Here is a 13,710-nt window from a genome sequence, read left to right as displayed (position 1 = left end):
GTTCGAAAAGAAGCCGAATAGCTTACTACTTTACTCAACCAATTCTCCTACATTTTTGTATGGAACCCCTATTGACGGGTGTACAATCGCCTCAAAAATGAGGGCCTGTCGATACCAATCCGGGCCCGCGCAAGACCGCCGTGACCCCGCCGACCCATTACGAATGGGCATCTGAGCGAAGCCAAAAGCTGACGACGATCCTGCCGCATGCAGAGCAGAATTTTAATTGGCATTGGAGGTACTATGAATCAACCCGTCATGGGTGGCGTTGCAGCATTGAACGTCCCAGCTTACATCAAACAGCAAAAGCTGATCAATTGGGTGGCGGAAATCGCTTCCCTGACCAAACCGGACCGCATCTACTGGTGCGACGGATCGCAGGAAGAGTACGACCGCCTGTGCGCTGAAATGGTTGCCGCCGGCACCATGAAAAAGCTGAACCAGGAACTGCGTCCGAATTCCTACCTGGCCTGCTCCGACCCGACCGACGTCGCCCGCGTCGAAGACCGCACCTTCATCTGCTCGGCCACCAAGGAAGAAGCCGGCCCGACCAACAACTGGATGGCGCCGTCGGAAATGCGCGCCACGCTGAACCCGCTGTTCGACGGTTGCATGATCGGCCGCACGATGTACGTGGTGCCGTTCTCGATGGGCCCGCTGGGTTCGCCGATCGCCCACATCGGCGTCGAGCTGTCCGATTCGCCTTACGTCGCCGTCAACATGCGCATCATGACCCGCATGGGCAAGGCCGTGTATGACGTGCTGGGCACCGACGGCGAGTTCGTGCCGTGCGTGCACACCGTCGGCGCGCCGCTGGTCAACGGCCAGAAGGATGTCGCCTGGCCGTGCAACGCCACCAAATACATCGTGCACTTCCCGGAGACCCGTGAAATCTGGTCCTACGGTTCGGGCTACGGCGGCAACGCGCTGCTGGGCAAGAAGTGCTTCGCGCTGCGCATCGCCTCCAACATGGGCCATCAAGCCGCCCAGGCCGACGGCGCCGGCTGGCTGGCCGAACATATGCTGATCCTCGGCGTGGAATCGCCTGAAGGCAAGAAGCACTACGTCGCGGCGGCCTTCCCTTCGGCCTGCGGCAAGACCAACTTCGCGATGCTGATCCCGCCGGCGAGCTTCGACGGCTGGAAAGTCACCACCATCGGCGACGACATCGCCTGGATCAAGCCGGGCGCCGACGGCCGCCTGTACGCGATCAATCCGGAAGCCGGCTACTTCGGCGTGGCGCCGGGCACCAACACCCGCACCAACTCGAACTGCATGGCGTCGCTGGGTTCGGACACCATCTTCACCAACGTCGCGCTGACCGACGACGGCGACATCTGGTGGGAAGGCCTGACCAAGGAAGCGCCGGCGCACCTGATCGACTGGCAGGGCAAGGACTGGACGCCGGCATCCGGCACCAAGGCCGCGCACCCGAACGCCCGCTTCACCGTGGCCGCCACGCAGAATCCGGTGATCGATCCGGCCTGGGATGATCCGGCCGGCGTGCCGATCTCGGCCTTCATCTTCGGCGGCCGCCGTTCGACCACGGTGCCGCTGGTGACCGAGGCGCGCAACTGGGTCGAAGGCGTATACATGGCCGCGACCATGGGTTCCGAAACCACCGCAGCAGCCGCCGGCCAGATGGGCGTCGTGCGCCGCGACCCGTTCGCGATGCTGCCGTTCATCGGCTACAACATGAGCGACTACTTCCAGCACTGGCTCAACATGGGCGAGAAGCTGGGCAAGGCCAACGCCGCCGCGCTGCCGAAGATCTACTGCGTCAACTGGTTCCGCACCGACGAGCAGGGCCATTTCGTCTGGCCTGGTTTCGGCGACAACATGCGCGTGCTGAAGTGGATGCTGGAGCGCATCGAAGGCAAAGCCGGCGGCATCGAAAACATCTTCGGCACCACGCCGCGCTTCGGCGACCTGAAGTGGGACGGCATTCCGTTCTCGCCGGAAGAGTTCGAGACGATCACCTCGATCGACAAGGATGCATGGCGTGAAGAGCTGAAGCTGCACGAAGAACTGTTCGCCAAGCTGGCCTACCACCTGCCGGCCGAACTGACGGCCGTCAAAGCCGAACTGGAAAAGCGCCTGGCGCGCTAATTCAAAACCGGGGTCGGTTGATCCCGGTTTTTTTTGCTTGTAATTTCGCACAGGTGTGCTAAAGTTGGGCTCATGGATACCCTGACTGCAAAAAGCGAGGCGACTTACGCCACCATCATCGACGCCGCCCTGGACATGGCGGCGGTGGATGGCATCGGCAAGCTGTCGCTCGGCGAGCTGGCCAAGCGCACCGGCATCAGCAAGAGCGGCGTGTTCTCGCGCGTGGGGTCGCTGGAAAGCCTGCAGGCCGCCGTGCTCGATGAATACGACCGCCGCTTCGCCCAGGAAGTGTTCATGCCCGCCTTGCAACAGCCCAAGGGCCTGCCGCGCCTGATGGCGATGGTTGGCGCCTGGTCGCAGCGCGCCTGTGACGAGGGACTGCGCAACTCCTGCCTGTACAGCGCCGGCGCCTTCGAGTTCGATGACCAGACCGGCCCGCTGCGCGACCGCCTGCAGCAAGGCGCCGTGGCCTGGCGCGCCTCGCTGCGCAAGACCATCCTGCAGGCGGTGGAACTCGGCCACCTGCGCCCGGACACCGACGCCGGCCAGCTGGTCTACGAAATCTACAGCCTGATCGTGGGGCTGATCCACGATACCCGTTTCCTGCATGACGATCAGGCCCACCGCCACATGCAGCGCGCCTTCAGCCGCCTGATCTCGACCTACAAAAGTTTCAACGACATGGAATAAAACTGGCCGCAGTCCGTCTGCGGTTTTTTTTCAACCAGTTTCGCACACATGTGCGAAAATAAGGAGCGCATCATGGCCGCTTTACTCTTGCTAATCCCCGTCGGACTGTACTTCGTGGCGACCAGCCGTTTGTGGTGTATCCTGCGCTCGCTGCCAAGCTGTAACGAGGATTTCGTACTGTACTGAGGATCGTTTGAACCGCAAGCTCATCATCTTTGATTTCGACGGAACACTTGCCGACACGCTGCCGGTCTTCGTCAACGTGTTCGACCAGGCCGCCGACAAGTATGGCTTCAGGCGCATGGACCGCAGCCGCCAGCAGGAGTTGCGCAACCTCGACGCGCGGCAGGTGATGGCGATCCACGAGATCCCGTTGTGGAAAGTGCCGGCCATCGCCACCTTCATGCGTTCCGCCATGGGACGCAGCCTTGCCGACATACGCCTGTTCGACGGCATGGCGGACGTGTTGCGCGCGCTGAAGGCGCAAGGTCTGATGCTGGCCATCGTCAGCTCCAACTCGCGCAGCAATGTGGTCGCGGTGCTGGGTCCGGAGCTGGCCGCGCTGTTCAGCCAGTTCGAATGCGGCGCCTCGCTGTTCGGCAAGCTGCCTAAGATCCGCAAGGTGCTGGCCGCCGCCGGCGTCGCGCGCGAGCAGACGATGCTGATCGGCGACGAAATCCGCGACGCCCGAGTCTCCGCCGAAGCCGGCATCGATTTCGGCGCGGTGGCGTGGGGCTTCAATCATGTCGAGGCGCTGATCGCCGAGCAGCCGGCGCAGGTATTCCGGCAAGTCGCCGAACTGGCCCGGCTTGGTTAATTTCGTAATGGCAGCTGACGAAATTCGCACTCTTCCGGATACTGCCGGCTAGTACTATTTCCCTTCGCCGATTTAGCGTCTGGAATGATGATGTCGAGTTTTTCGCCCAAGTTCATGGCAGCCTGCGCGCTGTCGATGTTGTTGTCGCCAGCGATGGCGCAACCTGTCCAGCTGACCAGCCCCGTGAAAGTGACGGGCGGCGAAATCACCGGCTTGCGCGCCGGTACGCTGAACACCTATCTGGGCGTCCCCTTCGCGGCGCCGCCTGTCGGCAATCTCCGTTGGCGGGCGCCGCAAGCCGTCGTGCCGTGGCAAGGCGTAAAGGAAGCGGGCAGCTACGCGGCGGCCTGCGCCCAGACCGCGCCGTGGATCACGAATCCCAAAAGCGAAGACTGCCTGTATCTCAATGTCTGGGCGCCTGAAAAAGCGAAGCGCCTGCCGGTGATCGTCTGGATACATGGTGGCGGCTATTACGGCGGCACCGCTGCGCAGCCCTTGTACAACGGCGCCAACCTGGCGCAGCGCGGAGCCGTCGTCGTCACGGTGAATTACCGCCTCGGTATATTCGGTTTCTTTGCCCACCCGGAGCTCACGGCCGAGTCGCCGGACAAGGCTTCCGGAAACCAGGGCATGCTGGACCAGATCGCGGCGCTGCGCTGGGTGAAGAACAACATCGCGGCCTTAGGCGGCGACCCGGACCGCGTGACGATAGTGGGCGAGTCGTCCGGCGGCGAATCCGTCGCGATCCTGGTCGCATCGCCGCTGGCCAAGGGCCTGTTCCAGCGCGCCATCGCCGAGAGCGGCAACGACGCCATGCCGATCAACGCCAAGGAAAACAGCCAGTTCGACCGCAAGACCGCCGAAGCGGAAGGGCTGGCTGCCGGCAAAGCGATGGGGGCGGAACATCTGGCCGCCCTGCGCGCGCTGAGCGTCGAAGCCTTGCAAAAGGCGGCCTGGTCGCCGCGTACGATAGTCGACGGCCGCCTGCTGCGCGAAGACCTGACCTCGACCTATCGCAATCACCGCCAGAATGACGTGCCCCTGCTGGTCGGATGGAACGCCGAAGAAGGCAAGGACCTGGCGCCGGAGATCCTGGGCACCAGCGATTTCACGGCAGCCAGGCACCGCGAGCTGGTGGCCAAGCTGCTCGGCCATGCGCCATCCGATGCCGTGCTGGCCGCCTATCCCGGCGCCACGGATGTCCAGGCCAAGGCCTCCCTCGTTCAGCTGACCAACGACTGGTGGGGCTGGCGCATGGCGCATTGGGCAGGCCTGCAGGCGAAGTACGGGCGAGCCAAACCGTATGTCTACTTCTTCGCCCACCAGCCTGCGCAGCCGGAGAATCCCTGCGGCTATGGCTGCGGAGCGGGTCACGGCGCCGAGATCCAGTACGTGTTCGACAATCTTCACCTGGACCGGCGTGCCTGGACCACCGCGGACCGTCAACTGGCCAGCAGGCTAGCCGACACCTGGGTCAACTTCGCGCGCACGGGCAGCCCGAACGGGAAAGGCTTGCCGGCCTGGCCGGCATACGATGGCACCGCGGCGTCCGTACTGCGCATCGGCGGCGAAGCCCAGCTCAAGGCAAATCCGCTGCCGGCATTTAGCGATACTGGGCCGCTGCGCCGAGAATAGCCTTCGGCTCCAGATACGCCTCCAGCCCGTACGGCCCGAACTCGCGGCCTATGCCCGATTGCTTGAAGCCGCCGAACGGCGCGATCAGATCGTCATGCACGCCATTGATGTGGACGCGGCCGGCGATCAGCTGGTCCGCCACGCGGTTGGCGCGGACCAGGTCGGTCGAGCTGACATAGGCTTGCAGGCCGTAAGGCGTGTCGTTGGCGATGGCGATCGCCTCCTCCTCCGTCCGGTAGGTCAGGATGGACAGCACCGGCCCGAAGATTTCTTCCTTCGCGATCGTCATGGCGGGTGTCACGCCGGCAAACACCGTAGGCTTGACGAAGTAGCCCGCCTCCAGCCCTTCCGGCTTGCCCGGTCCGCCCGTCAGCAGCTCGGCTCCTTCTGCGATGCCGGCGTTGATGTAGTGCTGCACGCGGTCGTACTGCTTGCGCGTGACGATAGGTCCCAGCGCCACCGACGTATCGCGCGGATCGCCGACCTTGACCGCTTCGGCCGCCGCCTTCGCCAATTGCTTGACTTGCTGCAGCCTGTGCTCCGGCACCAGCAGCCGCGAGCCGGCGATGCAGGCCTGGCCGTTGTTCATGAAGCAGGCCATGATCGCGGCCGGCACGGCCTTGTCGAAATCGGCGTCGTCCAGCAGCACGTTGGCGCCCTTGCCGCCCAGTTCCAGCGTCACCCGCTTCATGGTGTCGACCGCCGCGCGGGCGATGGTCTTGCCGACCACGGTGGAGCCGGTGAACGAAATCTTGTTGATGTCCGGATGCACGCTCAGTTCCGCGCCGACCACGTCGCCGCGCCCGTTGACGATGTTGACCACGCCAGGCGGCAGGCCCGCCGCGTGGATGCACTCGGTGAGGATCTGGTTTTGCACGGCGCTCAACTCGCTCGGCTTGACCACCACCGTGCAGCCGGCCGCGATGGCCGTCGCCACCTTGTTGGCGACGAACCAGGCGCTGGAATTCCACGGCGTGATGATGGCGACCACGCCGACCGGCTCCAGCACCACCTTGGATTTGCCCACCGTCTTGACGAACGCGTGATCGTCCATCACCTTCCTCACGTCGAGGAACATGTTGGCGGTATAGCGCGAGCGGCCGATGCTGCTGGCCGAGGTGCCGCCGTATTCCTCCATCAGCGCGGCGGCCGATTCGTCGGCGCGCGCCAGCACCGCGTCGTGCAGGCGTTGCAGCCAGGCGCCGCGCTGTTCCTTGCTGGTGCGCGAGAACGCGGGGAACGCGGCCCTGGCGGCGGCCACCGCGCGGCGCGTGTCTTCCACGTCGCCCAGCCGCACCTGGCCGGCGAGCTGGCCGGTGGTTGGGTTGACGAGCCCCGCCAGTTCCGTGCCGTGCGGCGTGACGAACTGGCCGTTGATGTAAATCTGATCGATGTTGCGCATGAGAAAACTCCGGTTGTCTGATGAGATGGCGCCATTCTAGAAATTCGCCGCCGCGCGCGTCAGTCCGATTCCTGCCGCATGTTTGCCTGATTCTGCCGATCCTGGAAAAATGCAGTCCATGCCTGTATTTCAACATTTCGTCTCAATCCGTGAGCGCCGCGATGGGCGCCGGCTTACAGTGCAAGCTCACCATTTTTTCGATAGGCCTATAGACATGACAACTGCAACCACCCGCATCGGCGTCGCCAGCGCCCTGTTGTTCTCCCTGATCCTGGGTGTGGCCCATGCCGACAGCGCGGCTCCCGACCTGGAGAGCCGTCGCGCGGCGCTGAACAACCTGATCAAGGAACAGTGGGAATACACGATGCGCTCCAGCCCCGAATGGGCGTCGCTGCTGGGCGACAAGCGCTACAACGACAAATGGTCGGACTTCTCGCAGGCGGGCATCGATGCCGACATCAAGGTCAGCGGCGACTTCCTCAAGCGCTTCGAGGCGCTCGACACCACCGGCTTCCCGCTGCAGGAACAACTGAACCGCGAACTGATGGTGCGCCAGCTGCGCCAGAACGTCGACGGCGCGCGCTTCAAGGATTGGGAGATGCCGCTGGCGCAAAACTCCGGCATCCACATCGACACGCCTATGCTCATCTCCGCGCTGCCGTTCGAGACGGTGAAGGACTACGAGGACTACATCACGCGCCTGCACGCGCTGCCGAAGCTGTTCGACGAGACCCGCGTGCAGATGGAGAAAGGCGTGCATGACCACCTGATGCCGCCGCAGTTCCTGATCCCGAAAATCGTCAAGCAGTGCGAGGACGTGGCGGCGATGAAGCCGGCCGATTCGCCCTTCGCCGAGCCGCTGAAGAAATTCCCGAAAGAGTTCTCGGACGCCGACAAGGCGCGCCTGAGCAAGGCGGTGCTGGCGACGGTGCAGAAGGATGTAATCCCGGCGTATAAAAAGCTGGCCGCCTACACCAGGACCAAGTACCTGCCGCACGGCCGCAAGGACGTCGGCATGTGGTCGCTGCCGGACGGCGCGGCGCGCTATGCGTACAAGGCCAAGTCGTCGACCACGACCGACATGACCCCGGAAGAGATTCATCAACTGGGCCTGTCCGAAGTCAAGCGCATCGAGTCGCAGATGCTGGAAACGGCGCAGAAGCTGGGCTACAAGGACCTGAAGAGCTTTAACAAGGCGGTGGCCGCCAAGCCCGAGCTGCATCCTAAATCGCGTCAGGAGATCATCGACCTGTACCAGAAATATACGGACCAGATGTACACGCAGCTGTCGCAACAGTTCGGCGTGCTGCCTAAGGGTAAAGTGGAAATCAAGCCGGTCGAGGAATTCCGCGAGAAGGGGGCGTCCGCCGCCGCCTACATGCCAGGTTCTCCGGACGGCAAGCGCGCCGGCCGGGTGATGGTCAACACCGGCGACTTCGCACATCGCTCCACCATCGACATCGAAACCACCGCGCTGCACGAAGGCGTGCCGGGCCACCACATGCAGCTGACCATCGCACAGGAAATCGAAGGACTGCCGACCTTCCGCCAGCAGGGCAACTACACCGCCTATGCCGAAGGCTGGGCGCTGTACTCGGAGCGTCTGGGCGAGGAGCTGGGCTTCTACAAGGATCCATACAGCTACTACGGCCATCTGCAGGATGAGATGCTGCGCGCGATCCGCCTGGTGGTCGACACCGGCCTGCATTACAAGAAATGGAACCGCCAGCAGGTGGTGGACTTCTTCCACGACCACTCGGGCATCGAGGAAGTGGAAGTGCAGAGCGAGACCGACCGCTACATCGTGTGGCCGGGCCAGGCGCTGGGCTACAAGATCGGCCAGCTGAAGATCCTCGAACTGCGCGACTACGCTCGTAAAGAGCTGGGCTCCGGCTTCGATATCCGCAGCTTCCACGACCAGGTGCTGGGCGCCGGCGCGCTGCCGATGGATGTGCTGGAAACGCACATCAAGGAATGGGTCAGCGCGGAGAAGCTGAAGCAGACCCGAACCGCCGCGCAGTAATCGCTACACCGCCGCCGATCGCAGCTTTTTCATATCTTGCATCGGCGGCGCGCCGAACAGGCGCCGGTACTCGCGGCTGAACTGGGACTGGCTTTCGTAGCCTACCTTGTACGCGGCGGTACCGGCGTCGACGTCGCCGCCCAGCAGTAGCGCACGCGCATGCTGCAGGCGCAGCTGCTTCTGATACTGCATCGGCCCCATCGTCGTCACCGCCTTGAAGCGGTGGTGCAGGCTGGAGACGCTCATGTTGGTGGCCTGCGCCAGGTCCTCGACCTTGACCGGCTGGTCGAAATGATCCTTCAGCCAGGCGATGGCCTTGCTGATGCCGCGGTCCTGCTGGTCGAGCACAATGTTCTGGTACAGCTGGCGGCCGCCTGCGCCGGTCAGCATGCGATAGATGATTTCCCGCTTCACGCCCACCGCCAGGAACGCCGCTTCCTGCGGCGGCGCATCGAGCAAGCGCACCAGCTTGTACAAGGCTTCCTGCAATTCAGGATCGGACTTGCCGACGAAGGCGCCGCGCACCGGCTGCGGCGATTCGATATCGATCTTCGCTTCCATCACGACGGCTGCCATTTCCGATGGATCGAGTTCGATGTTCAGCAACAGGTAGGGCTGGTCCGGCGTGGCGTTGACGACATGGCCGGCGGCCGGCATGTCCACCGACACCACCAGGTATTCGCCCGGACCGTAATCGAGCACGTCGTCCGGCAGGTGCACGCGCTTGCTGCCCTGCAGGATCATGCAGCACGACGGCTTGAGCACGCCGCGCGTGACGGACGTCGGCTGCGAGGAATGGTACAGCGCCAGGAACGGGATCGCCGTCGCCACCCTGTCGTCGTGCCGCACATGCTGCTGCACGATGGCGATCATGTGATCGAGGGGCGACGGCGGGATATCCCGTTTCACGATGAGATTTACTTCAATAGAGGCTGCAGATATTTGCCGGTGACGCTGGCCGGATTGGCCGCCACGTCTTCCGGCGTGCCGGCGGCGATGATCTTGCCGCCGCCCGCGCCGCCTTCCGGTCCCAGGTCCACGATCCAGTCGGCCGTCTTGATGACGTCCAGATTGTGCTCGATGATGACCAGCGTGTTGCCCTGGTCGCGCAGGCGGTGGATCACCTTCAGCAGCAGGTCGATATCGTGGAAGTGCAGGCCGGTGGTCGGCTCGTCCAGGATATACAGCGTGCGGCCGGTGTCGCGCTTGGACAGCTCCAGCGACAGCTTGACGCGCTGCGCCTCGCCGCCCGACAAGGTGGTCGCGCTCTGGCCAAGCTTGATGTAGCCCAGGCCCACGTCCAGCAGCGTATGCAGCTTGCGGGCGATCAGCGGCACCGGCTTGAAGAACTCGTGCGCGTCCTCCACCGTCATGTCGAGGATCTCGGTGATGTTCTTGCCCTTGTAGTGCACTTCCAGCGTTTCGCGGTTGTAGCGCTTGCCGTGGCAGACGTCGCACGGCACGTAGACGTCCGGCAGGAAGTGCATCTCGACCTTGATCACGCCGTCGCCCTGGCAGGCTTCGCAGCGGCCGCCCTTGACGTTGAACGAGAAGCGCCCGGCGCTGTAGCCGCGTTCCTTGGCCGTCGGCACCGTCGCGAACAGGTCGCGGATCGGCGTGAACAGGCCGGTGTAGGTGGCGGGGTTCGAGCGCGGCGTGCGGCCGATCGGCGCCTGGTCGACGGAGATGACCTTGTCGAAGTGTTCCAGGCCGCTGATCGAGTCGTGCGGCGACGGTTCGGTCTGCGAGCCGTACAGGTGGCGCGACAGCGCCGGATACAGCGTGTCGTTGATCAGCGACGATTTGCCCGAGCCGGACACACCGGTCACGCAGGTCATCAGGCCGACCGGCAGGTTCAGGTTGACCTTCTTCAGGTTGTTGCCGGTGGCGCCGGTGATCACCAGCTGCTTGTCCGGATCGGCCACATGGCGCTTCTTCGGCACAGCGATCTTCAGCGTGCCTTTCAGGTACTGGGCCGTCAGCGACTGCTTGTTCTTCAGGATGTCGGCCAGCGTGCCCTGGGCGATGATGTCGCCGCCGTGCACGCCGGCGCCCTTGCCCATGTCGACGATGTAGTCGGCGGTGCGGATCGCGTCCTCGTCGTGCTCCACCACCAGCACGCTGTTGCCGATGTCGCGCAGGTGCTTCAGCGTTTCGATCAGGCGGTCGTTGTCGCGCTGGTGCAGGCCGATCGACGGTTCGTCGAGCACATACATCACGCCGGTCAGGCCGGAGCCGATCTGCGAGGCCAGGCGGATGCGCTGCGCCTCGCCGCCGGACAGCGTATCGGCGCTGCGGTCGAGCGACAGGTAGTCGAGGCCGACGTTGTTGAGGAACTGCAGGCGCGAGATGATCTCCTTGACCACGCGGTCGGCGATCTCCTTCTTCGCGCCCTTCAGTTTCAGCTGCTCGAAGAAGGTCAGCGTGTCGCGCAGCGGCTTTTCGGCGATCTCGTAGATCGCCTTTTCCTGCTTGCCGGTGCCGACCTTGACGTAGCGCGCTTCCACGCGCAGGCGCGCGCCGTCGCACGACGGGCACTTCTTCTCGTTGATGAACTTCGCCAGTTCCTCCTTGACGGCCATCGAATCGGTCTCGCGGTAGCGGCGCGACAGGTTGGTCACCACGCCTTCGAACGTGTGCTCCTTGACGACGGTGCGGCCGCGCTCATTGACGTAGCTGAACGGGATCTGCGTCTTGCCCGAGCCGTGCAGGATCACTTCCTGCGCCGTCTTCGGCAACTGCTCGAACGGCAGGTCCAGGTCGAACTCGTAGAAGGCCGCCAGGTTGGACAGCATCTGGAAGTAGAACTGGTTGCGGCGGTCCCACCCTTTCACGGCGCCGGAAGCCAGCGACAGGTTGGGGAAGGCGACGATGCGCTTCGGATCGAAGAACTCGATGTGACCGAGGCCGTCGCATTCCGGGCAAGCGCCCATCGGGTTATTGAACGAGAACAGGCGCGGCTCCAGCTCCTGCAGCGAATAACCGCACTCGTTGCAGGCGAACTTGCTGGAGTAGACGTGTTCGGCGCCGCTGTCCATTTCCAGGGCGACGGCGCGGCCGTCGGCCAGGCGCAGCGCGGTCTCGAAGCTCTCGGCCAGGCGCTGCTTGATATCGGCGCTGACCTTGACGCGGTCGATGACGACGTCGATGGTGTGCTTCTCGGTTTTCTTCAGCTTGGGCAGGTCGTCCACTTCGTAGATCTTGGCGTCGTGCGTGCCGCTCTGCACGCGGAAGCGGATGAAGCCCTGGGCCTGCATCTGCTCGAACAGGTCGGAGTGCTCGCCCTTGCGGTTGGCCACCACCGGCGCCAGGATCATCAGCTTGGTCGCTTCCGGCATGGACAGCACGGCGTCGACCATCTGCGAGACGGTTTGCGCGGCCAGCGCGTTGTCCGGGTGGTTGATGCAGTAAGGCGTGCCGACGCGCGCGTACAGCAGGCGCAGGTAGTCGTGGATCTCGGTCACGGTGCCGACGGTCGAACGCGGGTTGTGCGAGGTGGCTTTCTGCTCGATCGAGATCGCCGGCGACAGGCCTTCGATCAGGTCGACGTCCGGCTTTTCCATCAGTTGCAGGAACTGGCGGGCGTAGGCCGACAGGGATTCCACATAGCGGCGCTGGCCCTCGGCGTACAGCGTGTCGAAAGCGAGCGATGACTTACCGGAGCCGGACAGGCCGGTAATCACGATCAGCTTGTTGCGCGGCAGGTCGAGATTGATGTTTTTGAGGTTGTGCGTGCGTGCGCCGCGGATGCGGATCTGTTCCATGGATATTTGGCCTTTAGAGTCAACCCGTAACTATAGCCGGGTTTGATTACTTGCGCCGACCTTGAGCTGGATCGCATTCGGGTGGCTTGACACTGTATATAATACCAGTATTTTCTTGCGACGTTTCAACTTCACGCCGACCTCGGCAGATGGGGACGGATGCCGAAAATGATAGCCCTCGCGTGTCGTTCGACTATAATCGTCGTTTAGCATTTGTTAAACAGCCCGCCCGTGCGGCCGCCGTTACTCAGGAGTTTTATACATGGCATCAGTCAACAAAGTCATCATCGTCGGCAATCTGGGTCGCGATCCGGAAATTCGCTACATGCCTAGCGGTGACGCGATCGCCAACATTGCTGTGGCGACATCCTACAAATCGAAGGACCGCAACACCGGCGAGCAGAAAGAGCTCACCGAATGGCACCGTATTTCGTTCTTCGGCCGCCTGGCTGAAATCGTCGGCCAGTACCTGAAAAAAGGCTCGTCGGTCTACGTCGAAGGCCGCCTGCAGACCCGCAAGTACACCGACAAGGACGGCGTCGAGAAATACGCGACCGACATCATCGCCGAGCAGATGCAAATGCTGGGTGGCCGCCAGGGCATGGGGGGCGACGGCGGCATGGACGACGGCGGCGGCTACGAAGCCCCGCCACAACAGCGCCAGGCACCGGCACCGCGTCCGCAAATGGCCGCCCCGGCACCGCGCCCGGCGCCGAAACCGGCACCGAACTTCTCGGACATGGATGACGATATTCCGTTCTAGAACCCACTTAGTTGTAGTTTTGTTGGTTAAAGCCCGCTTCCTCCCAAGGAAGGCGGGCTTTTTCTTTGCCCACATTCTATTTTGCGATTCAGCCCCTCAACTGCCGACTACCACTCAGCGCAAATTGTGGGTACATCAGCCCCAGCTGCGAAAATCGATGGCGCAGCAGCGCATTTGCATTGGCAGCGATTGGGAGTAGGTCCATTGATGTAACTGGACACAGTTTGTCCGCTGACCTGTAGAAACTGTAGTTCCTCGCGCTCGCGGTAGCCGGCAACCAGGCGATAGACATTGCCACGCTAAAGGTATTTGTCTACGCGAACAGCACAAAGCTTGTTTGAAATTTTATTTAAAGCTGATCCTTCATCAAAACCGCAGCGCCGTTATCCTAGCTTCGGACTCAAACAGAATACGCGCAGCCATCGTTAGAGCTGCCGAGCATTGTCAACTGCCCATGGCCTAAGATTTTGACTTCTGTTCCGAGGGACGAAGCGCCTCCGTTCACGG

General features: G+C 63.0%; 9 protein-coding genes. 6 read left to right on the top strand and 3 right to left on the bottom strand.

Annotation, left to right across the window (positions count from 1 at the left end):
• Nucleotides 1–243 precede the first annotated feature (243 nt).
• The 4 genes from ABWW33_RS11095 to ABWW33_RS11080 all read left to right on the top strand — a co-directional run bounded on the left by ABWW33_RS11095 (nucleotide 244) and on the right by ABWW33_RS11080 (nucleotide 5,251).
• Nucleotides 244–2,109, top strand: a complete 1,866-nt coding sequence (locus ABWW33_RS11095; protein WP_176653422.1) for a phosphoenolpyruvate carboxykinase (GTP) — start codon at nucleotides 244–246, stop codon at nucleotides 2,107–2,109.
• A gap of 72 nt (nucleotides 2,110–2,181) precedes the next feature.
• Nucleotides 2,182–2,799 (top strand): TetR/AcrR family transcriptional regulator, encoded by a 618-nt coding sequence (locus ABWW33_RS11090; RefSeq protein WP_176653423.1) that lies wholly within the window; start codon nucleotides 2,182–2,184, stop codon nucleotides 2,797–2,799.
• A gap of 193 nt (nucleotides 2,800–2,992) precedes the next feature.
• Nucleotides 2,993–3,616, top strand: coding sequence for an HAD hydrolase-like protein (locus ABWW33_RS11085; protein ID WP_353401549.1), 624 nt, complete (start codon nucleotides 2,993–2,995; stop codon nucleotides 3,614–3,616).
• Nucleotides 3,617–3,700: 84 nt separating this feature from the next.
• Nucleotides 3,701–5,251: a carboxylesterase/lipase family protein gene (locus ABWW33_RS11080; RefSeq protein ID WP_353401548.1), complete on the top strand. Its 1,551-nt coding sequence runs from the start codon at nucleotides 3,701–3,703 to the stop codon at nucleotides 5,249–5,251.
• Here the strand turns inward: ABWW33_RS11080 and ABWW33_RS11075 are convergent.
• A complete protein-coding gene (locus ABWW33_RS11075; protein ID WP_353401546.1) occupies nucleotides 5,220–6,653 on the bottom strand; it encodes an aldehyde dehydrogenase family protein in 1,434 nt (477 codons plus the stop codon). The genes ABWW33_RS11080 and ABWW33_RS11075 overlap by 32 nt on opposite strands.
• A 214-nt stretch (nucleotides 6,654–6,867) precedes the next feature.
• Between ABWW33_RS11075 and ABWW33_RS11070 the strand changes: the two genes are divergently transcribed.
• Entirely contained in the window at nucleotides 6,868–8,676 is a 1,809-nt protein-coding gene (locus tag ABWW33_RS11070) for a DUF885 domain-containing protein (protein ID WP_353401544.1), read from the top strand.
• Nucleotides 8,677–8,679: 3 nt separating this feature from the next.
• On the opposite strand, the gene ABWW33_RS11065 is transcribed toward ABWW33_RS11070, so the two are convergent.
• Nucleotides 8,680–9,585, bottom strand: coding sequence for an AraC family transcriptional regulator (locus ABWW33_RS11065; RefSeq protein ID WP_353401542.1), 906 nt, complete (start codon nucleotides 9,583–9,585; stop codon nucleotides 8,680–8,682).
• Between the two features lie 8 nt (nucleotides 9,586–9,593).
• Complete coding sequence (uvrA, locus tag ABWW33_RS11060) at nucleotides 9,594–12,440, bottom strand: excinuclease ABC subunit UvrA (protein WP_176653428.1); 2,847 nt, start codon at nucleotides 12,438–12,440, stop codon at nucleotides 9,594–9,596.
• 262 nt (nucleotides 12,441–12,702) lie between these two features.
• Here uvrA and ssb point away from each other — a divergent pair, with 262 nt between their 5' ends.
• On the top strand, nucleotides 12,703–13,203 hold the full coding sequence (gene ssb, locus ABWW33_RS11055) for a single-stranded DNA-binding protein (protein WP_176653429.1): 501 nt from the start codon (nucleotides 12,703–12,705) through the stop codon (nucleotides 13,201–13,203).
• Nucleotides 13,204–13,710: the final 507 nt, after the last annotated feature.

This window comes from Duganella hordei, assembly GCF_040369125.1.
Classification (GTDB): Bacteria; Pseudomonadota; Gammaproteobacteria; order Burkholderiales; family Burkholderiaceae_D; genus Rugamonas; species Rugamonas hordei.
The sequence above is the reverse complement of the archived record's forward strand: the minus strand, read 5'-3'. Positions and strand labels throughout refer to the sequence as shown.